The sequence below is a fragment of the Streptomyces sp. CB01373 genome, assembly GCF_002803075.1.
Taxonomy (GTDB): Bacteria; Actinomycetota; Actinomycetes; order Streptomycetales; family Streptomycetaceae; genus Streptomyces.
Genome location: NZ_NNBK01000033.1, coordinates 1 through 23041 on the forward strand (window position 1 = coordinate 1; position 23041 = coordinate 23041).

Consider the following 23041-nt stretch of genomic DNA (forward strand, 5'->3'; position numbering starts at 1 on the left):
GTACGTTCTCCGGGTCCCGGCCTCGGCCTGGACTCCGGCCGTCGAGTCGGACGGCGAGGTCTGTGACGGGGCCTGGCTCGCCGAACTCACCGGGGACCTGATCGACGGCTGGCCAAAGGGCATGCGGCTGATCGTCCGCAAGGAACGACCCCATCCCGGGGCCCAGTTGAGGATCACCGACGCGGACGGCATGCGGATCACCTGCTTCGCAACCAACACCGCCGACCGTCCGATCGCCGAACTCGAGCTCCGTCACCGGCTGCGGGCCCGCGCGGAGGACCGGATCCGGGCCGCCCGGGCGACCGGCCTGCGGAACCTGCCCCTGCACGACACCGCGCAGAACAAGGTCTGGCTGGAGATCGTCCAGATCGCACTCGACCTGCTGGCTTGGATGCCCCTGCTCGCCCTGACCGGCAAGGCCAGGCTCTGGGAGCCCCGCCGGCTGCGGTTCCGCCTGTTCTCCGCCGCCGGACAGCTCGCCACCATCGGCCGGCGCCGGATCCTCCGCCTCGCCGCCCACTGGCCCTGGACGTTCGAAATCACCACCGCTCTCGAACGGCTCGCACTCCTGCCCAACCCCGGCTGACCAGCGCTTCTCCTGGCCCTAGAGAACGTTCCAGTCCGGAGCAGTGGAACCCCGGCGTCCACCCGAGACGACACTTGGGACCTCGGCCTGCCCAGCATCAGCCATCGACAACGAAACGGACCACCGACCCCGTCGGCGGCCCGTCAAGAAAGATCGAGGTTAGATCACGCTGCCGACTGGCATTAGCGATTTTTCGCCCCGGAGGCGCGAATGAATCCGCCAAATGAGAAGTGCGGTCGCGCGTTTCCCGATCTGGTCGCGGCGGCCGTTGAGCAGCTCCCGACCGGCCTGGTCCTGGACGGCGAGCTCCTCGTGGAAGGTCTTGCGGGATCGACGGACTGCTTGATGCGCACCTTGACGATCCATCGAGCCGGGGTTGCCGTGTGGGGGTGAGGACCCGGTGCCGAGAGGACCCGTCCATGACCAAACGCACTACTGAGCAGCAGCGCGCCCGCGAACTCCAGCGCACCGCACACGAGCAGGGCAACACGCCTCAGCTACCACGAAGTCCTCAACTGGGTGCGTGAAACCGCCCAGGCGCAGGCTGAGTATCCAGGTCAGATCGTCGCCTTCGCACCGCACGCGAGCATCATGATCTCCGACGCGGACGAGGATCCAGAGTTCATCCGCGCCAACATCACGCCAACTCCCGCAGCCGAAGTTGAGCTCGCCAACGAGCTCTTCCAGCGGAGGGACGCTCTGATGCGCTACCACTCCAAGGCGGAGATCATTGCCATGATCCTCAGGAGGTGGCGCTACGATCCGGGCGAGAATCTCGCACGCTGGACCAAGCAGGAGCTCGCCAATGAGCTGGTGGACGGCGAGGACGGCCGTGAGCGCTACGAGGCGTACGGGCGGGTGGCCAGCGCCCGACTCCCGACCTCTTTGCGGGGGTGTCGGCTACCCCGGACACGACAGCGCGACACCCTGGCCAGAAACCCGCGTGCGCTTCCGCGCGGCCCGCGAACACGGCATCGTCGACGCCCTCGCCCAGGCCGATATCAAGTGCTGGGGAGACAAGGGATACCGGGGTGCCGACGGCACGGTCCGCATCCCGTACTGGGGACGGTGGGAGGCCCTCTCCGTAGGCCAGAAGGCGGTGAACCGGTCCCCACGCAAAGATCCGGGCTCCGGTCGAGCAGGCCGTCGCCACCCTCAAATCCTGGCGGCTCCTCCGTAAACTGCGGTGCTCGACCACCCGGATTACCAGCCTCGTCCAGGCCGTCCTCACCCTTCATCTGACCATCTCAGAGTGAGGGTGGAAAAGGCTCTCTGTTACCTGGGCCGTCGTGGGAAAGCCCCGCTGGGGAACCGGAGCCGGGGACGCGCGCGCCGGGGCGTGTTCACGGTCGAGGCGGACCGAGGCGGGCCCCTCGACCGGCTGGACGTCAAGGACCAGGCGGAGGTCGCCGCCGCGGCGCGTCAGCCTCGTGGGTTCCCCGATCGCGCCGCGATCAAGGACCGGCCGGCGTAGCCGAGAAGGCCCAGATCGTCCAGGGCCGCGCCGGAGGCCCAGCGCTGCAGCTGGCGGCCGTCGAGGAGGTGGACGCCGCCTTGGCGGGAACCCCAGAGCACGGCCGTGCGGCTGAAGGTGCCGAGGTGGACGACGACCCGGATCAGGCGGTTGATGCTGGGGCGGCCCGCCTCCGGTAGGGGAGCGGGCCCGCTCGTGTCCTCGTCATTGTCTGCCGCAGCCGTCGCCGCGGGCCGAAACGCCACGTCGAGTTCGCGACCTCGGAGGTCCCGCGCGTACAGGCGCGGCCGCCCCTGGCGAGCGGTCAGGTCGACCACTCGCCAGCCGTCGCGCCGCAGCATTCGCCCGGTTGCCAGCGCCAGGCCCTGGTCATCGAGCCGGGCGAGTTCGGCCGGGGAGTAGTGGCCGCCGCGCCGGCGGACGACCGTCCGGCGCACACGCAGGCCCGCGGTCGCGGCGGCCGCCACCAGGACGACGCCGAGCACCAAGCCGGCGCCGAGGGCGTGGTAGAGCCAGACGAGCAGCAGGATAGGGGCGACGGCCAGGCCGAGGCCCACGAAGCCGGCAAGGACGTCACGGACTTCAGGCCCGTACCGGCGCTGGGCACGCGACCAACGCGACTCTCCCCGGGTCCCTGGCGCTACCACCGATTACGGGACAGAGACGTCCTTTTTGTAGACCTGACCGAGGCCCCGACAGACCCCCTGGTCCGTTCCTGTGCGTATTACGAGGGTTGAATGAGCCTTGCCTTGCCGTAGATGGTTGCCAAGCGTGCGCCGCTTGGGCCTGAAGCGAATCCCATGCCGATACTGAATACGCCGGGTTGGGTGAGGTCCGGAACGTAGACTCCGATGCCTTCGGGTTCACGGTAGTCCAGTGTGTACGCAGCTGCGGTGTAGAGGGGATTGACGTTGCCATTAAAGGGAGAGGGCGGGGCAGGGTAGAGGGCGCCTGTGGCGAGGTCCACAGAGGTGATGAACGTGTTGCCGATATTGGGCTGGGAGATCACCACATTTTGGCCATTGATGTTCTCGGTCGTACCGTAGGCATTGCCGTGCAGCATGTAGAGGTATCGGCCGACGGCAACGTAGCCCTGGAGGGACGGGTGGCCGTAGGTAGTGAGGGGCCATCCGGGGACCGCGGTGATGTCGGGCTCACTGATGCTCGCGAGCGGCTTGCTCCAGATATTGAGGCGCGCCAGGTCAAGGTCGTGCACCTGGTACTTCTTAACGCCATCCGTGTCGCGGTAGCGGACGACGAGTCGACCGTAGATTGGGTCAATGCTGGCGGTGTTGACCGTGGAGCCTGGGACGGGCGTGTACTTGGCAAGGGTGGAAGAGGTGGAGTCGAGTACCTGGCCGTTGGTGAACGGGAAGCGAGCTAGGCGAATGCCGCGACTGGTGCCGTCACTTAGCGCAACGGCGTCGACTTCCGTCCACAGATAAGCTGTGCCGCCGACCGGTTCGACGCCGAAACTCATTCCATGTCCGAAGCCGCGCAGATACATGTAGCCGAGAATATTGCCAGACATGTCCCACTTGGTTATGGTCAGGTCGCCGTTCAGATTGCGGTCTGCACTGCTTACTGGGGCGGACTCGCCGGTAAGTTTCAGACCTCCCTGCGTCACCTGTGCAAGATATATGTGTCTGTTGGCGTTGTCGTAGTCGAACGACTGGATGATGGTGGCATCCTTGGTAGGCTTTGCGCGTATCCAGTTGTCTGACGCACTGTTCAGGTCAAGTCGAGGGGAGGGCGCCAACAGGGCGGAGCCTGGCGCGGGAAAAGCGGCGGCTGAGGCTGTCTCGGTGCCGAGGGATACGGTCGCGGCAGTAAGCGCACTGGCACCGCTCCATGTGAGCAGGGAGCGGCGGCTGGGGCGGAAGAACCTGTCGTAGGTCATGGCGCCCTATTAAATCGACAGGTGCGGCCATGATCAACCCTGGCTGTCAGCCAGGCGTGGCACTGGCACACTGATAGGCAATTTGCAGAAGGCGGGACGCACCCGACCTCGCAGGTGCCGAATACTGACTTCGGCGTTTTGCGGTCAAGACGGTGGTGAGTCGACTTAGAATACGGTTTCGGCCATGAAGCCGTCCAGGACCGGGGGCTGGTATTGCAGGCTTTTGAGTCAGTTACGGACCAGGTTTCCGGCCGGTCGACCGTACCAGCGGCGAGGTTGGCCAGACTGCGCTTGCACTGTGACCACACGCCTTCTACCGGGTTCAACTCGGGCGCATACGCAGGCAGCAGGCCATGTGCGGGTGGCTGCGGACGCGCTGGAGGTCTCGGAGCGCACGGTGTGGCGCTGGCTGGCCGCCGCTGAAAGCGATGAGACCGCAGCCGCCTACCCCGGCGCACGCTCCCGGGCCGACGCGAGGTTCACGATCACGCCCGAGGTCCGTGGACTGCTGGCGTTGTGGAAGGGGAACGTGCGGGCGGTGCATCGTGAGCTGACGGCCCGTGCGGCTCGGCAGTCTCCGCCCGCGGACGCACCGTCGCTGACGACGCTGCACCGGGCGATCCGCCGTGATCTGACGCCGAGGGAGCGGGCCGGACTTGCGGGAGGTGAGCGCAGGGCGGTTGCAAGTTCCGGGATCGCGTAGATCGTCCGCGTCCAGCGGGAGTTGACGTGGCAACAGCACAGGCACGAGACGGTGATCATCAGGGTGTCTATGCCAGCTGAGCTGATCACATCGAGGTCTCGTGCCTGCCGCTCCATCCTCCCCGATCCCTGCCGTCCTGGCGAAACTGGGCCCCCTCCACCAGCGCGACACCGGCCGCCTGCGCGTCCACCTCCAGCGCGTACCCGACCCGCGTTCGCGTCGAGGCCGGTGGTATCCCCTGGTCGGCTTGCTGCTGATCTGCGCCTGCGCAGTCGTCTCCGGCGCCCGGACCGTCACCGAGATCACCGAGTGGGGACAGCGCGCCACCACTACGGTGCTGGAACAACTCGGCATCCGCCGCCACCTGCCCGGACGTCGCCGCGCCCCGTCCCACGCCACCCTCACCCGGCTCCTGGCCGCCCTCGACGGCGATGCCCTGGACGCCGTGATCGGCGCCTACCTGGCCGCACGCGACCACATCGATGCCGACGGCACCGGCTCGGCGCCGCGGCCGGCGATCGCGGTGGACGGCAAGGCGCTGTCCGGCTCCGCGCACCGAGGCCAGCGCCACCGGCACCTGCTGTCCGCCGTGACCCACGCCCCCACCGTCACCCTGGCCCAGCGGGAGGTGGGGGCCAAGACCAACGAGACGGCCGCCTTCCGCCCGTTGCTGGAACCACTCGATCTGGCCGGCGCCGTGGTCACCTTCGATGCCCTACACAGCGTCAAGGACCAGGTGCGCTGGCTGGTGCAGGAGAAGAAAGCCCACTACATCGCAGTGATCAAGGGAAACCAGCCGACCGCGTCGGCCCAGGTCAAGGCCCTGCCATGGGAGCAGGTGTCCGTAGCGCACACCGTCTCCGAAACCGGTCACGGTCGGCGGGAGTCCCGCTCGGTCAAGACCATGGCCATCGCGGCGAACCTGGGCGGGATCGCCTTCCCAAAAGCGCGACTGGCCTTGCGCATCCACCGGCGCCGCCAGGAGAGCGGCAAGCGGCAGACCCGGGAGACGGTCTACGCCGTCACCAGCCTCGACACCCACCAGGCCAGCCCTGCTGACCTGGGCAGATACGTGCGCGGGCACTGGGGAATCGAAAATTCCAGCCACTACGTCAGGGATGTGGTGTTCGCCGAGGATGCCTCCACCGTCCACACCGGCAGCGCGCCGCGGGCGATGGCCGCTTTGCGGAACCTGGCCATCGGCAGGCTGCGGCTGCTGGGAGCGGACAACATCGCCAAGACCACCCGAGCGATCCGGGATGCACCCGAACACGCCGTCTGGATCTGGGGCATCACCGACAGCCCGCTCCTACCGGGATTGAAGTCGCCCTGGTAGGCGGTGTAGCCGTATGTGGCCTTGGTGTCGCCTGCCGCCGTGGTCACGGATTCGATGTCACCGCGCGAGTTGTAGCTGTAGACGCCCAGCCCCTGGGCGCCTCCCGGGTACTTGATCTGAGAGATCCGCTGTATGCGTTGCTGCGAGAGTCCGGTTGATGGGGTTGGGTTGCCACCGCCGAACGCATACCGGTTTCCGGTGAACGGATCGACGGTTCGGTCATCCGATCGGCAACAGGGCCGGCCACCAGGAGGGAGCGGCATCCAGTTCGCAAGCCTGCCCGGCCGGCCCCGCCAGGAAGTGCCAGACCGCCATGGCGGGCCAGAGCAGGGCGAGGACAATGCCGAACATCCCTAGCACGGGCCACACAGTCGAACAGCCGTCCGTCGCTCTGAACAGCGCACGCCTGCTCGCCACACTGACGATCGCCACCAAGGTCGCGCTGACCATCACATGGGCGACCATGAGCCCTGTCTCTGTGTCGCCGCACTCCCGCCAGGCGAGACCCAACACGAGTCCATGCGCGTAGAAGGACGCTGTGAAGACAACCCACGCCCAACCGGACGGCTCAGGTTGGCCACGGAAAGGTATTCGGTCACCCCACGCATTCTTCAGGATCTTGAACAGAGATATCCAGGCCAGAAACCCGAGAGCAGCAAGCACGAGTCGGGAGGGAATAGGGAGGCCGTGGAACACAGCCACTCCCGGCATCGCTACGGAGGAAATCACCGTCACAACCAGCACGGGGGGACTGGTCGGAGCCCGCAGCGACATAAGAATCTCCAATCCATCAACGGCCAGTCGGCGGCCCTGCACATCCGTGCAGGGCCGCCGGTCAGCCTACCGACATGGACAAACTGGGCGGTTGCAGCCTCCGGGCACCAAGATGAGCCTTGACTCCCGCTGGACGCGGACGATCTACGCGATCCCGGAACTTGCAACCGCCCTGAGGTGAGCGGGCGGCGCGCAAGCATGATGTGTTCCTGCCCCGGTGTGAGTGGGCAGTGGGGTGGCAGTGGGTGGGCGTCAGCGGGCTCGTGATGTGGATGTCCTGGTAGCAGGTGTGGGGCGGGGTTGTGGTCGCTGTCATGGGGTGACTAAGCGGCTGTTGTGGTGTGGCTAGCAGGTTGGTTGCTGGATGTCATGGCTTTCGCCGTTCCTATGTGAGGGGTTGGCGGGGTCGGGTGGGCTGGCCCGTATGACGGTTCAGGGGGTTTCGGCGGGTGGGGCCGAGGCGGGGTCGGCTGGGTCTGCGCCGACGGGGGGTGTGCCGTTGGCGCGGGGTGTAGTGGTACGGCGGCTTCTTGCGGTGGACGGGGACGGGACGCTGACTGCGCTGCATGTGCGGATCGCGGCGGAGCTGGCGGGTGTGTCGGAGCGGACGGTGTGGCGTTGGCTGGCCGATGGGCGCCGGGGCCACGTCGAGGCGCGGCCGCGGCAGGACGGGTTTTCGCTGAGTGACGCCTTGTGGGAGGTCCTCGCGGAGGCGGGCGGGAACGTCGCGGAGTTGCGACGCAGGATGCTTCGGGCCCAGGAAGAGGGGGTGTTGGAGGGGTGGGGTGCGCAGTGTGTGCCCTCGCTGCCGACGTTGCACCGGGTGATCAAGCGGGATCTGGGGGCGGGCCGGGTTCTTGAAGTAGCTCGTCCGGCTGGGGCCAGGGTGGGGCTGGAGCCGAGCCGGTATGACCGGGCGCTGGCGGATTTGGGGCTCGTGGACGGGGCGGGTGGTCCGCTTGTTGTCGACGGGCCGCCCGCCGACGTGCCGGTGCCGGAGCACGCCGCGAGTGCGGGGGTGCGGGGCGGCGGTGTGCGGTTGTATGTGCCGGGGGCCCGGCTGGTGTCCACACGGCAGGTGGCCGCTGTGGCGGAGGCTGTGGGGCATACGGTCGCGGCACGCGGGATGTGCTGTGTGTACGGGGATACGGGCCTGGGGAAGACGGTCGCCGTCGAGCAGGCGTTGCATCTTCTGCCCGGCCGGGTGCCGGTGTGGAGGGCGGTGGCCGGCGTGGCGCCCGGTCTGCCGCAGATGCGGGCCTCGCTGTGTGAAGCGCTCGGGCTGCCGTTGGGGGCGCTGCCACATCGGGCTGGGCCGGCCAGCCAGGCTCTGACGCGGGCACTGGCCGAGCCGGGTGTGCTGTTTATCGATGACGCCCAGCGGCTGACGCCGCCACTGTTGGATTACCTGCGGCAGTTGTGGGACGCGCCGGGCTGTGCGGCGGCGCTGGTTCTGTGTGGGGCGGGAAGCGAGCGGGCTCTCGCCCGTGCTTCGGCTCTGCGCTCGCGGGTGTTGACCTGGCATCAGGTCGGCCGGCTTGAGCCGTCTCAAGTGCCGCAGACGCTGACCCTGTTCCATCCCGTGTGGGCGCAGGCGGCCCCGGAGGACCTTGCGCGGGCGGACGAGCAGATGGCGCGCGGCAATTTCCGCACGTGGGCGAAGATCACGTCGCATGTCTACGCGGCCCGCGAGCGCGGCCCCGCAAGGCGTGTGGACCCGGAGCTGATCGAGCAGGCCTGCGCGCGTCTTGGCCCCTACCCGTGACGGTCCGGGCTGCTCGAAAGGCTCGTGCATGAGGGCCTTCACCTGTCCCGTCGAGGTGAACGAAGACGGGCTCCACGGAAGCGGATGAGAACGAAGGGGCATGGCATGGACGGACAGCCGCTGGCGCCGCCGGACGATCCGGCCGGTGTTTTGGGGGAGGAGTCGTTGACGGCGTTGCGGGCGCCGGCGGTGCGTCGTCTGCTGGCGCTGCGCGCCGAGCGGCGGCTGTCGCGGGAGCATGTGCGTCTGGCCGGGGAGTGTCTGGGCGTGTCGGAGCGGACGGTGTGGCGGTGGCTGGCTGAGGTCTCCCGGTCGCCTCAGGCCGCGCTGCGCCCTGGGGAACGCAGGGGTGACCGGTTCGAGATCACCAGGGAGATCCGGGTGCTGCTGGCGTACTGGCACGGCAACGCTTCTGCGGTCCACCGTCAGTTGGTGGCCCGGGCCCAGACCGGCGGCGATGACGGTCAGCTGACGGCGGCGTCTGAATCCGTGGCTTCTCCCGCGGGCGCTCCGCCAGCTGCGGTGCCGTTGCTGGACCCGGTGCCATCGCTGTCGACGTTCCTGCGTGCGGTGCGTCGTGATCTCACCGCGGGGGAGCGGGCCGGTCTTGCCGCGGGGCCGGACGCGGCCCGCGCGCATGACGTCTTTGGTAAACGGGCGGCCTCCTGGCGCAATTACGTATGGGAGGCCGATCATGTCCAGGCGCCTCTGCTGGTCGATGCGGACGGTGACCTGGTGCGCCCGTGGGTGACGTGGTTCATCGACACCGCCACCAAAGTGATCACCGGCACTGCGGTCACTCCTGGCGTTCCTTCCCGTGCCTCCGTGCTGGCCGCGCTGCGCGCCGCTGTGCTGCGTGAGGAGCCCTACGGCCCCGCGGGAGGGACACCGGAGCAGGTGCGGGTGGACCGGGGCAAGGACTTCCTGTCCACCGCCGTCACCGCCGCGTTCGGCACGATGGGCGTGACGGTGAAGGACCTGCCCGCCTACAGCCCCCATCTCAAGGGCACGGTGGAAAACCTCAACCGGGCCGTCGACCGGATGCTGTTCGCCGCTTTGCCCGGCTACACCCTCACCCCCACGAAGCCCCGCTCCGGCCGGCGAAGTAAAGCCGCGGGCCGCAGGCCGGAGACCTCCGGTGTCATGTCGTTTCAGGACTTCACAGCGGAGGTGCTGGCCTGGACACACTGGTGGAACACCGAGCACCGTCCCAAGGCGCTGTCCGGCCGTACGCCGCTTGAGGCATGGCAGGCCGATCGGACTCCCGTCACGGACGTCCCCGCCGCCGACCTGTGGACGTTCACTCTGGAGGACGACGGCCGCCCGCGGAAGCTGACCAGCCACGGTGTGCGGTGGCGCGGGCGCACCTACATCGCCCCCTGGATGACCGGCCAGGCCGGCCGTACCGTCACAGTGCGCTACATGCCGCACCACGATCACGAGATCGACATCTGTGACGCGAGCGGCAAGTATCTCGGGTCCGCGCACCTCGCGGACGCGGCCACCCCCGAGCAACTCGAGGCCCTGCGGACAGCCCGAGCGGAGCGTGCCCGACGTCTGCGCGCGGAGGTGAAAGCCGCCGAGACGCTGCGCCGACAGCGCTTCGCCCCGGCTACCACGGCCGGGCCGGCCCAACGGCTGGGAGCCCTCACCTCCGCTGCGACTTCTCATTTTGATGTCGTCAGAAGTTCTCATCTTGGTGTCATGCATCTCTCCTGGTCAGAGCGCAGAAGTGGTGACATCGAGTGAGAAGTCTTGGTGACATCGAGTGAGAATCCCCAGCGCACTGAACTAAGAAAGCCATAAGAGTGGCCATTTGACCTGTGGTTTTGTGCTTTGGCCTTGCTGAGTGAGAGCCGTGCGCGTTAGCCAAGAAGTTTGATCACCAAGGACAGTCGCTGGGGGCGAATGAACCCGAGCGCCTGTGACCGGGCATTACAGGGCTATCACCGTCGTCCCACTGAGGGCCGGGACGAGCCCACGGGCCGGGACCGAGCGGGCGTACGTCCAGTGGGTAGAACGGCTCCCACGTGGGTGGGGAAAACGGGCTGGCGGTTGAGAACGTCCGCATAAACGGAGACAGACCCCCACGCGTGTGGGGAGTACCGATCCTGCGCATCCCGCGGTTGGGGTACGAGGGACGGACTTTACGCCTGAGGGGCCACCGATGGCATGCCGTGACCGATCGCGGAATCCGCGGCAGACCCCCAGGTCTGTGGGGAGAGCGGCTTGCGCAGGCAGGTGTTGACGGCCAGGGTCGACAGACCCCCACGCGTGTGGGGAAGACATCAGCGTCGTGCGCCCGTCTTCCTCGGCGCGCGGAAGACCCCCACGCGTGCGGGGAAGACCTCCGAGGGGGTCAGGTCCTCGGGAAGACCCCCACGCGTGTGGGGAAGACCGGGCTGGAGCATCCGATGCGCCCAGTGCAGGGGGAAGACCCCCACGCGTGTGGGGAAGACCCTTCGTGGCCTGCGGGTTTGAAGATCAGCGGGCTGTTTTTTGCTCACTTTACATGGTCGGCTGTGCTGATGAGGGCCGTGTGCCGGGGGGCAGTCGCCCGTGGTGGGTGAGTTTGAACCGCTCGGTCGGTAGGCGACTTCGGGATCGCCTTGTGGCCGGGTGAAGGGCCTGGCACCTGGAAGGCCGAGCCCGTCAGACCGTCCAACTTGCGCCGCCACGACAGACCCCCACGCGCGTGGGGGAGGTGGCACGGCTGGACGACCGGGGAGGCGTCACCCTGGACAGGCCCCCACGCGTATGAGGAGCATCCCAAGACGATCGTTGTCGAACGGGGCAAGGTTGACAGACCCCCACGGGGGTGGGGAGAAACAGGGGGATTGCCCTACTGTCATTCGGTCGCCGAGACGGACCCCCGCGCGCGTGGGGGAGCGCCTCCTAGCTGTACTGGTGATGCTGCTCATGGCGGACAGACCCCCACGCGTATGGGGAAGACCTCCACGCCGACCTTGCCGAAGCCCTCACGCAGGGCAGGCCCCTACGCGTGTAGGGAGACCTCGCGGTGCGTGCTGATGCATCCGAAGATTCCGGCACGACCCCCATGCCAGGTGGGGAGGCATAAGGTCTGTGAGGCCCGTGGTGACCAGCAGGGGTGCACCCTCCCAAGGGGAGAAAATCCGCGAGACCCGGACCGCAGACTACACCTCCGCTGCGGGAGACGTCGGCACCGGGAGATGTTCCGCGTGCGGCAGGATGAGCGTCAACAGCTCTGACGCATGGGAAAGTTGAGGCGGGCGGGAGTTGGCCGTAGGAGTGCGGGAGGATGCCCGGTTTGGCGGGATCGATCTGACGCCGTGGGGGAAGTTCGACCGTGGGCAGCTTGCGGTGTATCCGCTGCTGTTTCATCTTCTGGATGTCGCGGCGGTCGCCGGGGTGGTCTGGGACCGGTATCTGACCCGCGGCCAGCGGCGTTTGATCGCAGCTGGGCTGGGGGTGACGCCTGCGGAGGCGCGCTGTTTGGTGATGTTTATTGCCGGGCTTCATGACTTGGGCAAGCTGTCTTCGTTCCAGGAGCGGGAGGCGCATCCCTGGGCCCGGGTCAGCGACGCCCTGCGGGCGGACACTGGCGATTGGCGGCATATGCCGCACGAGCGGGTGTCCATGCACAGTGTTTTGCAGCTGCTGGCGGAGGCCGGCTACCCGGTGGACACATCCGACAGCCCCGGAGTGCTGGTGGCGCAGATCCTGGGCGGACACCACGGCCGGTTCCTGCAGGTCGACATCGACGGTGCGGCCAAGGCCTCCCGGGTCAACCTCACGCTGGGCGGGCTCGCTTGGCAAGATCTGCGCCGCCGCTACTTCGCGCTGGTGCGCCACCTGACCGGCGCCACCACGGTGCCGACCGATGTGTCGGTGCCGGCGGCCGTACTGATCACCGGAGTCGGCATCATCGCGGACCGGCTGGCCAGCCAGCGCCACTACTGGCTGCCCAAGGCCCAGGCGCCCGCCTTCGGTGCTGGCGAGCACTACGCGCAGGCCGTCCGGGACGCCCCCGGCCTGCTCGAGCAGTCCGGTCTGACCCGCATCCCCCTGTCGTACACATCCTTCACCCGAGCGCATGGCGGCCTGGAGGCCCCGAATGCCCTGCAGGCCTCGGTGATGGAGCAACTCGCACCCGCGGTGGGGGAGAAGGGGCCGGGGATCCTGGTGGTCACCGATGCCACCGGCGGCGGTAAGACCGTCACCGCCCTGGAAGCCGCGCGTATCTTCAACGCCTCCGGGGACACGGCCGGAATCCTGTGGCTGCTGCCGACCATGGCCACCACCAACGCCGCCTACGATGTCCTCGAGGCCTACGTGGCCGCCCACCGGCCCGAGCATGCCCCGGTCTCCCTGGTTCACAGCCACAGCTACCTCAACACCGCCTACACCGACCACCGTCTCGCCGCGCATGAGCCGTCGACCTGCGACGCCTTTTGGCCCGGCGAAGACGACGCCGACACACCGGCGGGGGAGCGGCCCGAGGAGCGGGTGACGGTGCCGGACGGCTGGCTGCGCGGCTGGGACAGGGCTCTGCTGGCTCAGTTCACCGTCGCCACCCACGACCAGGCCCTCATGGCTGCGCTGCCGGTCCGCTTCAGCGCCCTGCGCATGCTGGCCATCTCGGGGCGGACCGTCATCGTCGACGAGGTCCACGCCCTGCCCCCGTTCATGCGGCAGATGCTGGGGCAGCTGCTGCACTGGCTGGGCGCTGTAGGCTGCCCGGTGGTGCTGTTGTCCGCGACCCTGCCGGGGCAGGTGAGCAGCGAACTCATCCGCAGCTATCTCGACGGCGCTGGCCACCCCCACCCCTACACGGCCCATCTGGACTGCCGTCCTGCCTATCCCGGCTGGCTCTATGCCGCGGCCTCGGACGCCTCCCTGACCCGCATCGCCCCCGCCGCGGCCGCCGCCCACGCCGCTCGCAACCGCCGCCGCGCGGACATCCGCCTTCACTTGGTGCGCCACTCCTCCTGCACCGATCCCGAAGATGCTCCCGTCCGGGAGACCCGCCTGGAGCGCATCACCCGGGAGATCGCACCCGTCGCCGAGGCCGGTGGCTGTGCGGCCGTGTACTGCGCCACCGTGGCCGACGCCCAGGCCACCTACGCACACCTGCACACGGCCCTGGACTGGCCGGACGGTGGCCCCGGCCGTCAACTGCTCCTGGCGCACGCCCGCCTGCCCGGCCATCAGAACGAGACTCTCACCCGACGCGTCCGCACCGCGCTGTCCCGCACCGGTGAGCGCCCCCAGCGCCTGGTGGTTGTCACCACCAGCCTGCTGGACATGAGCCTCGACATCGACGTCGATGTCATGGTCAGCGACCTGGCCGCCCTGCACACCCTCCTGCAACGACTGGGCCGGCTGTGGCGCTTCGACCACATCAAACGGCCCGACTGGATGCGCCAGCAGAACCGCCCCCGCCTGAACGTCCTTCAGCCCACCGACCACCGCGGCCACCTCCTGCTGCCGCCCGCCTGGCGCGGTCTGGACTCCCCGTTCCTGCCGCGCGCCGCCGCCGCCTACCTCGCCCGCCGGCCCGATCACCCGCTCACCCTGCCCGACGACGTGCAGCGCCTGGTGGAGAGCGTGCACGGCGACACCGACGACCTCACCCAGGCCGATGCGGCCCTGCAGCGCAGCGACACCCTCCACCAGGCCCGGCAGCGAACCGAGGAACACCACAGCGCCCTGCACACTGTCCCGGCCTGCCACGACACCCTCTCGCTGTCCGACCTGCACCGCCAGAACCTGCACGCCAGCCAGGCCGCCACCCGCCTGGGTGTCATGCCCCGCCGCCTCCTGCCCGTCTACCGCACCCCGGGCGGCCGTATCACTCTGGACGCAGCCGGCACCCAGCCGCTGCCCCGCCACCGCAAACCGACCACCGTCCAGACCCGCAGGATCCTTCAGCACACCCTGCCCGTGCCCGCCGCCTGGGTCGCCGACCGCGGCCGCCGCAACCAGGTCCCCGACTCCTGGCGCACGCACGCTCTCCTCGCCGGCCTCGTCCTGCTGCCGCAGGATGCCGAAGACCCTGCACGGCCGGTGCGTTTCGGACGGCACAGCCTGCGCCTCGACGCCACCTTGGGGCTCGTCCACACCGAGGCCTGAGCCGTTGTCGCCCACACGCCTGTGGCCGCCGCCTTGCCCCGAGCACTTCACACGCCCTGTGACTGCGGATCGCAGACCGCGCAACGCTGCACGACGACCGAGCGAGCGCTGTCGAGCCGGCGTCTGTCCAGCGGGCCACCGCCACCTCGCGAATCTGCCCAATACGACAGGCGCTCGGACAGGGCCCGCACGCCCTGGAGACGGTGCCGCGTCGCACCCCTTGTGCTCTTAAGACGGTCGCTTGCGCCCGTCCGGGAGGCGAAAAAGAAGGGTGTATTTCAAGCCAGAACCGCGAATAGATCCGCTCCGTATCCGGGAAATGACGCCAAGTCGAAAAAGCAAACTGGCCGGTAATTGCGGCGTAAACGATGTGGTTCGAAGGTGGCCGGGGTGTGGCTAATATGGAATCGCGAAGCTGGACGAACGTTCGAGTCCGGTATGTCGCGCCTGCTGCGCTGTGTGCACCGCACCCCTGGTGTTCCCGTGCGGCACTCGCCCGTCGGCGTGGCTTGACCCGGCCCACGACCGTGCGGCCTGCCTCCTCTCCTTGACCCTTGGCATGCACTCACGGCATCCCGACCCAGGCGGGCTCCTGATTCCGGCAGGCAACTCTCCACAGAAGTCCCCTCTTTCTTCACACCCGGCAATGGAGCCCGTGTGCCTGCCCCGCATTATGCGACTGATCAAGAGCCCTGCATTCCCGTCTTGTTCCTGAACGGGCGTCAGGAATACCTGGGATGGCGGGATGTCCTGCTGCACGCCCACCTCATCAAGGACCTGGCGCTGCCACTGCCGCCAGCGGCATCCGCCGCCCTGCGCCTGCTCGTTGCGATGGCCGCGCGAGTCAGCGGCCTGGACGCGCAGGCAGACGGGCGGATGACCGCACGACAATGGGCACAACGCCGCCGTGACCTGCTGAAAAGCCCCAGCGGGTTCGACCCGGGCGCCGTCCACGCCTACTTCGACCGCCACATCTGGGATCTGTTCCATCCGGTGCGGCCGTTCCTGCAAGACCCACGGCTGGCCACACAATGCGCGAAACGCGCCGGCGTCAACAAGCTGGTCTTCGGACGCCCAGAGGGAAACAACCTGGCCTGGCTCAGCCCCCACACCGACACCGACCCCCAGCCCGTGCCCAGCGACCAGGCCCTGTGGCACCTGCTCATCCACCACTACTACGGTGCGGCCGGCCAGTGCTCCGTGCGTACCGTGGGCGGCCGCTCCCTCGGACGAGCCAAAGCCGGACCGCTGCGCTCGACGCTCTCCTTCCACCCCCTGGGCCGCACCCTGTACGAAACCCTCCTGGCCGGCGTGCCCAAACCGTCCCGGCTGTGGCCGGACGCCCAGGACCGCTGCCCATGGGAGGAACCGCTGCCCGACCCGGACCCGGACCCCGACGACGGCCCCGACCCCGATGCCGCCCTACCACCGGTGTCCTCCCCGGGGCGACTACTGACCGGCCGCTCCAGGCATGCCGTCCTCCTCATCCCCGCACCCGACGGCCGTCAGGTGACCGACGCCTACCTGACCTGGGCCACCCAGAAAAAGCTCCCCGCTCTCGACCCCTACCTCATCCATCATGTCCATGCTGATCAGCCCGTCACCAAGCGCCACAGGCCGCGCCCTGCGGACACCGACCGGGCCCTGTGGCGGGACCTGGACGCCCTGCTGCTGGCGGGTGACGAGGACGACAGCAAAGGAAAAACCGGCACAGGCCGCAAGAGCTACACGGTCCAGCGCCCCGACGCCTTCACCACGCTCAACGACCTGCCTGCCGACCTGCGGGCCGCCTTGCGAGTACGCGTCTACGGCTTCGACCAGGACGACAAGACCCTCAACCGCACCTGGTACACGGCCCTGACCCCGCCGATCTGGCCCTGGATGCAGGAACACGACCCGGCCGCGGCCGAGCGCGTCACCGAATGCCGCAAAGCCGCCGAGGAGATCGGCGAGCACCTCGACCACGTTTCCAAGACTGCCTGGAGCCAGGTCACCTCGCCGTCCGGCGACAAGGCCGGGCGGCCGCCGAGGCGCCTGCCGCCCTGGACCCACAGCGCCCGCACCCTGTACTGGCCCCGCGCCGAGACCACCTTCCGGACCCTTCTCGACGACCCCACCCGCGCCGCACGAGCGGCCTTCGCCGCCGACGCCATTCACGCGCTCCGCGCCGCCACCCGCCCGGCCATCACCCAGCACTTCCGTGCCGCCGAGGCCATCGCCCTCGCCCTGGCTCAGCTGCGCCGCCACAGCCACTGACGCCGCCTTCCGAACCTCTGCTCCCTTCGCCGTCCCGCTGCCGTCCCACCCAAGGCCTTCGCACCCATGTCTTTCACCACCGCGCAACGACGCGCCCACTACGACGACTTCGTCCACCAGGTCATCACCCTGTGCGCCGTCAACAGCATCCGCGCCGACCTCAACTCAGGATTCGGGCGCCCCGTCGCAGAGTGCCCCCGGATGCCAGAGCACCTCACCCGGCACATCGCCGGCTTCGGAGCACACCGCGCCCACTACACCGTGGCCGGACTCATCGCCCAGGACCGAGACCTGCCCCACGAAAACAGCCTCTACCAGCCAGAGCTGGTCACCCCCAGCCTGGACCACACCGCCCGCGCCGCCATCACCGCACCGGCCACCACCGATGCCCCACCACCGCCGGTACCGGCCCCCGCACCACAGCCCGACCAGGCCGCCCGGCCCTGGCGCAGACGCCCCGACCTCGGCACCCACCTCGCCATCGCCGTGGCCCGGTACGGCTTCAAGGAAGCCACCATGACCAACCGCATCAAAACCCTCACCAAACTCGACACCTCGCTGCTGCACCCCAGGCTGTGGTCACTAACCAGCCACCTGCACAGCCGCGGCGCCGCCCGCCTCGACTTCGCCGTCCTCCTCGAGGACCTGGCCTGGTGGGACCACGACCAGATGGAGACCGCCGCCCGCTGGCGCGAGAACTACTTCCTCACCCTGCACACCCTGTCCTCGAAGGAGCACTGACATGGCCGCCTACGCACCCGCCCGCTACGTCGACTTCCACGCCCTGCACCCGCTGCCCGCCTCCGTGCTGAACCGGGGAGAGGACGACCTGCCCAAAACGCTGCAACTGGGCGGCGCCGTACGCGCCATGGTGTCCTCGCAGTCCTGGAAGCGGGCCATCCGCCTGCGGCTGGAGGCCGACCTCGACGAGCACGCCGCCCGCACCCGCATGCTGCCCCTGCGCGTCGCCGACGCCCTGCGCGAGGCCGGCTGGCCGGCGGACCTGGCGGCCTTCGCCGGCGCCCAGATCGTGCGCTCGGCCACCAGGGAGGGACTGAAGACCGAGGAAAAACAAGGAGGCATCACCTCGGTCACCCTCTACCTGCCGCGCACCGTGCTCGACGACCTCACCGACCTGTGCGCCGAACACCGCCCGCAGATGGAAGAGGCCCTTGCCAAGGAGAAGGCGGAGAAGGCACAGGAGGCGCAAGCCGAGGCCAAGAGCGCCCGCGGGAAGGCAAAGAAGGAGAAGACGGAGGCCGTCCTGCCCACGCCCACCGTCGCCACTCTCATCCGCCGGCGCACGGCCACCATCAACCTCTTCGGCCGCATGCTCGCCGAGGTACCCGGCGCCCAGGTCGACGGCGCCGTGCAGATGGCGCACGCCTTCTCCGTCCACCCAAGCAGCCAGCAACCCGACTACTTCACCGCGGTAGAGGACTGGTCACTGCCCCACGAGGCGGGCAGCGCACACCTGCAGACCAGCTTCTTCACCACCGGCCTGCTCTACCGCTACGCCACCGTCAACCTCACCGAACTGACCCGCAACCTGAACGGCGACCACGACCAGGCCCTGCACCTGCTGGAACTGTTCGCCGAGGCCTTCATCGACGTCATGCCCGGCGCGAAGAAGACGGCCACCGCCCCGCACACCTACCCCTACCTGGTGCACTACGCGGTACGCGACCGCCGCCCCGTCTCCTTCGCCGCCGCCTTCGAACAGCCCGTCAAAAGCGCCCCAGGCGGCGGCTACACCACCCCCGCCGTCCAGGCCCTGTCCCAGCACGCCGGCGCCCTGAACCGGCTGCTGGGCACCCGCCGCCTGATTGGCTCCGGCTACGCCACCGCGCACGGCGCACCCGTCGACCACCTCGGCACCGCACACGCCAGCTTCGACGACCTGACCGGCGCCCTCACCCAGGCCGCCGCCCAGCCCTCCCCGGCACGGGCGGCCGCATGAACGGCATCCTTCTACGCCTCGCCGCCCCGCTGATGTCCTTCGGGGAACACGCCGCCTTCCACTACCGCGACACCCTCGCCTTCCCCACCCGCTCCGCCCTCATCGGCCTGTTCGCCGCCGCGGAAGGGCGCTCCCGCGAAGACGCCCTCGCCCCCGACCCGGACACCGGCAAAAGCCCCTACACGGGACTGGCGTTCACCGTCCGCATCGACCGGCCCGGCATACGCCACACCGACTACCACACCGTTGGCGGCGGCCGCCCCCACAAACAAGGCCTGCGCACCAGCGCCGGCGACTATCGCGCCCAGAACAAGTCCACTCTCATCAGCCGGCGCGTCTACCTCGCCGACGCCGTCTTCACTCTCGCTGTGCAAGGCCCCGATCCGCTCCTGGAACACCTCATCCAGCGACTCGAACAGCCCGCCTTCGGACCTTACCTGGGCCGACGCGCCTGCATCCCCGACGAACCCCTCTTCCTGCGCGGCCTGCACCCCGACCCCGTCGCTGAACTCCGTCACCGCATTCCGCTCAGCCTGGCCGCACCGCCGCACCCTGAACAGGCCATCGTGCCCGTGGACTTCATCTGGGAACGACAGCCCGAACACGTGCCCGCCGCCCCTTCCCACCGTGAAGTCGCCGACGTACCCGCCGACTTCACCCCCACCCAACGCCTGCACGACACCCGTCACGTCTGGCGCACCACCGAACCCCTGCCCGCCACCCTGTACGCCCCACCACCCGCGCTCACCGAACTGACCGCCTACATCCACCAGGACACCACTCCGTGACCAGCACCCCAACCGCCACCCTCGCCACCACAGCGACACTGACCCGGATCCGCCTCAACCACCGCAGCCCGGCCGCCCGCCGTGACCTGGCCGACGCCGTCAGCCTGCACAAGACCGTGATGCTCCTGGCCCCCGACGACCTCGGCGAAAACCCCCGGCAGCAGGCCGGCATGCTCTTCCGCCTGGAAGACGCCGCCGAAGGCACCCCACCCACCCTGCTCGTCCAGTCCCACCAGCCGCCCGACCTCACCCGCCTGCCCCACCACTACGGCGCCGCCGAAACCCGACCCCTGCACTCCATGTTCCAGGCCCTGACCCCCGGCCGAGCGGTGCGCTACCGCATCACCGCCAACGCCAGCGCCGCCCGCCGCGTCCTGGACGACCACCACCCCGTCGACAACAAGCACGGCCGGAAAATCGTCGCGCTCTACGGCGACGACGCTCTGGCCTGGTGGCAGCGCCGTGCCCACCAAGCCGGCCTCACCCTGGCCACCACCGACATCACCCCCGCCCGCTTCCCCCGCACACGCCGCCGCGCCGACAAGCCCGGCGAACAAGCCCACTCTCCCGGCCCCATGCACGCACTGACCCGCTTCGACGGCCTGGCCACCATCACCGACCCCGATCAACTCAGCCACGCCCTGCTCACCGGCATCGGCCGCGGCAAGCCCTACGGCGCCGGCCTGCTCACCCTCGCCCCCGCCTGACCCACCCGCGCCCCGACGTGCGCCACCCCAAGAAAGACCCCGACGCGTGCCCGCCACACCACCACCCGACGGCCCCTACGACACCACCTCCCTGCGCGCCGCCGCCGTACGCCGCCTACTGCGCCTGCGTAATAGCGAACGCCTGACCCACTACGACGTGCGTACCGTCGCCGCCGGGTTCAACGTCCACTGGCGCACGGTGCGCCGCTGGATGGACAACGCCACCACCCACAACGGCACCTACACCCCCCAAGGACGCCGCCACTTCACCCTCACCCCGGCCATGCACGAAGCCCTGGCCCGCTGGCACGGCAACGCCGCAGCCACCTACCGCGAACTCGTCGCCGACGGCATCTTTGGCAACCCGCCCCGTGTATCCCAGGCAACCTTCTACCGCGCCGTAGACCGGGAACTCACGCCCGGCCAGCGTGCCGCCCTCAGAGGAGGCGAAGCAGCCCGCCGCCGACACGACGTGCACGCCCTGCGCCCACACGGCAACCGCAACGACGTCTGGGAGACCGACCATGTCGAAGCCAGCGTCTTCGTCAACGTCGACGGCCGCCGCAGCAAACCCTGGATCACCTGGTTCATCGACCACACCACCGCCGTCATCTGCGGGCTGGCCATCACCCCCCACCAGCCCAGCCAGGACGCCATCCTGGCCGCCGCCCGCGACGCCATCCTCTGCACGGATCACCACCGGCCCTTCGGCGGCATCCCCCGCAAGATCCGCACCGACCGCGGCCGCGACTTTCTGGGCAGGTGCGTGGACGAGGCGTTCAAAAAGTTCGGCACCGAACTGATCGTCCTGCCGCCCTACAGCCCCCACCTCAAAGGCACCGTCGAAGCCATCAACGGCGCCGCCAAGCACATGCTGTTCAAAGGACTGCCCGGCTACGCCCACACCCCCCGAAGCCGCCGCGACCGCCGCGGCCAGCCCTTATGGGCCCTTAACGACCTCCTCGACTACGAAACCTTCATCACCGTCGTCCTCGACTGGGTGGACTGGTGGAACAACGACCACACCATCGCCCGCCTCCACCGGCGCACCCCCGCCCAAGCCTGGCACGCCGACCTCACCCCCATCGACACCCTCGACCCCGCCGACCTGCACACCTACACCCTCACCGACGCCGGCCCACCCCGGAAGATCACCAGCAAGGGCGTCCGCTGGAAAAGCGCCTACTACGTCGGCGACTGGATGCACGGCCACTCAAGCGCCGGCGAGATGGTCCGCCTGCGCCACGAACCCCACCACTACCACCGCGTCGAACTCTACGACGCCGACACCCTCACCTACCGTGGCCCCGCCTTCCGCAGCGACGAAATGAGCCCCCGCCAAGCCCGCGCACTGCACAACGCCCGCCGACGCGAAGCAGACCGCTACGCCGCCAAAGCCCGCCGAGCACGCAAAAACGCCACACCCCGCTACGCCGCCACCAGCGTCGCCGCCGCGCCCGAACCCCTCAACCGGCTCACCGCCAGCCAGGCAGCCGCCCAGCTACGCCAGTTGCAAACACCGGAAGGTCACCTGCACGCCGAGGCCCGGCCCGACCTCCTCAACCGGCCCCAGCCCGACTCCGCCCGCTGGACCAAGCCCCGGCCCGGCGTCAAACCCCAGGACACCGAGTGACCCACCCGACGACCACGCCCGAGAACCAGCCGACCGCCGGCTCGAACTACCACTACATGGGCCTACCCGGCGCCCGCGCCATGCTGACCCAGGCCAGCGCAGAGACCTACGCCAACCTTGTCACTACCCTCAACGCCGACGCCGGCAAGGGCGCCATCATGTGCGTCCACGGTGGCGTCGGCCTGGGCAAGACCTTCGCCGTCAACAGCCACCTCGACGACCTAGCCCCCCACACCACCCTGCGCATCAAAGTCGGCTCCGCCAAAATCCAGGCCCTGCGCGCCGCCCTGTACAAAAAACTCGACCTGCCCGGCGAGGCCCCCCTCAACAGCACCCGCTGCGAAACCATCCTCAAGGAAGCCCTGTCGGAAACCCCGCGCGTCCTGGTCGTAGACGAAGCCCAGTGGCTGGACACCCGGGCCTTCGAATTCATCCGCGAGCTCTGGGACGACGAGGACACACGCCTCGCCGTCGTTCTGGTCGGAGCCGAAACCTGCTACCAGAAGATCAAGAACCGTCCGGCTCTGGACTCCCGCATCCTCGTCTGGCAGCGCTACAAGCCCCTCACCCCGGCCGAAGTCCTCACCGTCATCCCCGAATACCACCCGCTGTGGGCGGACGTACCCACCGACGAACTGCTGTGGATCGACGACGTCGCCTGCCACGGCAACTTCCGCCAGTGGGCCAAAATCACCTACCTGCTCCGGGAACAGCACGGCGGCCCCGGCACGAAGGGAGCCGGTAGCACGGATCCGACGAACCCGCCCACTCCACACGGCGCGGCCGCACCGCTCCCTCCCTACAGCCGGGACCTCATGCGCGCCATCCTCAGCCGCCTCGACCCCACCCAACGTCACACCGACTGAAGCGCCGCCCCGGCGTCTGAGCGCATCCGCACCGTCACCAGAGCTGGCGGTGCGGCACCGGCAGCCATCCGTGATACTCCAACGCCCGGTCATCCACAACGCGGGGGAGCGGCTGGCACATCCACACTCCCGGAGGGGTCGAACAATCACCAGCCCGCCCAGCCAACGCACCACACGGG

16 protein-coding genes and 2 pseudogenes are annotated in these 23041 nt (G+C 68.9%); 14 read left to right on the forward strand and 4 right to left on the reverse strand.

All coding sequences use genetic code 11. The features are described from left to right. Both CG719_RS34735 and CG719_RS34745 read left to right on the forward strand, forming a co-directional pair. Positions 1 to 586: transposase (locus tag CG719_RS34735; RefSeq protein ID WP_199836896.1), on the forward strand; the 586-nt coding region annotated here is incomplete at its 5' end. A gap of 952 nt (positions 587 to 1538) precedes the next feature. Next, positions 1539 to 1842: pseudogene (locus CG719_RS34745) on the forward strand (transposase family protein); the annotation flags it as partial. Positions 1843 to 2008: 166 nt separating this feature from the next. Here CG719_RS34745 and CG719_RS34750 read toward each other — a convergent pair. From CG719_RS34750 to CG719_RS37680, 3 genes and pseudogenes are all read right to left on the reverse strand, one after another. Further along, the gene (locus tag CG719_RS34750) at positions 2009 to 2617 is read right to left on the reverse strand and encodes a hypothetical protein (RefSeq protein ID WP_100572692.1); all 609 of its coding nucleotides are present in this window, start codon (positions 2615 to 2617) and stop codon (positions 2009 to 2011) included. Positions 2618 to 2784: 167 nt separating this feature from the next. Then, positions 2785 to 3960, reverse strand: a complete 1176-nt coding sequence (locus tag CG719_RS34755; RefSeq protein ID WP_234375912.1) for a phage baseplate protein — start codon at positions 3958 to 3960, stop codon at positions 2785 to 2787. Between the two features lie 165 nt (positions 3961 to 4125). Then, a pseudogene (locus CG719_RS37680) lies at positions 4126 to 4310 on the reverse strand (transposase); the annotation flags it as partial. 11 nt (positions 4311 to 4321) lie between these two features. On the opposite strand from CG719_RS37680, the gene CG719_RS34765 reads away from it, so the two are divergent. Continuing rightward, positions 4322 to 4663, forward strand: coding sequence for a hypothetical protein (locus CG719_RS34765; RefSeq protein ID WP_234375919.1), 342 nt, complete (start codon positions 4322 to 4324; stop codon positions 4661 to 4663). A gap of 100 nt (positions 4664 to 4763) precedes the next feature. Continuing rightward, complete coding sequence (locus tag CG719_RS34770) at positions 4764 to 5999, forward strand: ISAs1 family transposase (protein ID WP_234375913.1); 1236 nt, start codon at positions 4764 to 4766, stop codon at positions 5997 to 5999. A gap of 219 nt (positions 6000 to 6218) precedes the next feature. Here CG719_RS34770 and CG719_RS35645 read toward each other — a convergent pair whose 3' ends face one another. Next, the gene (locus CG719_RS35645; RefSeq protein ID WP_159025031.1) at positions 6219 to 6743 is read right to left on the reverse strand and encodes a hypothetical protein; all 525 of its coding nucleotides are present in this window, start codon (positions 6741 to 6743) and stop codon (positions 6219 to 6221) included. Positions 6744 to 7308: 565 nt separating this feature from the next. Between CG719_RS35645 and CG719_RS34780 the strand changes: the two genes are divergently transcribed. From CG719_RS34780 to CG719_RS34825, 10 genes are all read left to right on the forward strand, one after another. Further along, a complete protein-coding gene (locus CG719_RS34780) occupies positions 7309 to 8538 on the forward strand; it encodes an ATP-binding protein (protein ID WP_100572694.1) in 1230 nt (409 codons plus the stop codon). A 381-nt stretch (positions 8539 to 8919) separates the two neighbouring features. Then, positions 8920 to 10287, forward strand: coding sequence for a Mu transposase C-terminal domain-containing protein (locus tag CG719_RS34785; RefSeq protein ID WP_159025032.1), 1368 nt, complete (start codon positions 8920 to 8922; stop codon positions 10285 to 10287). A 1521-nt stretch (positions 10288 to 11808) separates the two neighbouring features. Beyond that, positions 11809 to 14652: a CRISPR-associated endonuclease Cas3'' gene (locus CG719_RS34790; RefSeq protein WP_234375914.1), complete on the forward strand. Its 2844-nt coding sequence runs from the start codon at positions 11809 to 11811 to the stop codon at positions 14650 to 14652. Between the two features lie 657 nt (positions 14653 to 15309). After that, positions 15310 to 16908, forward strand: coding sequence for a type I-E CRISPR-associated protein Cse1/CasA (gene casA / locus CG719_RS34795; RefSeq protein ID WP_267895385.1), 1599 nt, complete (start codon positions 15310 to 15312; stop codon positions 16906 to 16908). Positions 16909 to 16974: 66 nt separating this feature from the next. After that, positions 16975 to 17649: a type I-E CRISPR-associated protein Cse2/CasB gene (locus CG719_RS34800; protein WP_100572697.1), complete on the forward strand. Its 675-nt coding sequence runs from the start codon at positions 16975 to 16977 to the stop codon at positions 17647 to 17649. Between the two features lies 1 nt (position 17650). Further along, positions 17651 to 18868, forward strand: a complete 1218-nt coding sequence (cas7e, locus tag CG719_RS34805; RefSeq protein ID WP_100572698.1) for a type I-E CRISPR-associated protein Cas7/Cse4/CasC — start codon at positions 17651 to 17653, stop codon at positions 18866 to 18868. After that, positions 18865 to 19656 carry a type I-E CRISPR-associated protein Cas5/CasD gene (cas5e, locus tag CG719_RS34810; RefSeq protein ID WP_100572699.1) on the forward strand — a complete coding sequence of 264 codons (792 nt, stop codon included), beginning with the start codon at positions 18865 to 18867 and terminating at the stop codon, positions 19654 to 19656. The genes cas7e and cas5e overlap by 4 nt, the downstream gene beginning before the upstream one ends. Further along, on the forward strand, positions 19653 to 20363 hold the full coding sequence (cas6e, locus tag CG719_RS34815) for a type I-E CRISPR-associated protein Cas6/Cse3/CasE (RefSeq protein ID WP_100572700.1): 711 nt from the start codon (positions 19653 to 19655) through the stop codon (positions 20361 to 20363). Before cas5e ends, cas6e begins: the two co-directional genes overlap by 4 nt. Positions 20364 to 20409: 46 nt before the next feature. Beyond that, a complete protein-coding gene (locus CG719_RS37275; RefSeq protein ID WP_100572701.1) occupies positions 20410 to 21996 on the forward strand; it encodes a Mu transposase C-terminal domain-containing protein in 1587 nt (528 codons plus the stop codon). Further along, on the forward strand, positions 21993 to 22862 hold the full coding sequence (locus CG719_RS34825) for an ATP-binding protein (protein ID WP_100572702.1): 870 nt from the start codon (positions 21993 to 21995) through the stop codon (positions 22860 to 22862). Before CG719_RS37275 ends, CG719_RS34825 begins: the two co-directional genes overlap by 4 nt. Positions 22863 to 23041: the final 179 nt, after the last annotated feature.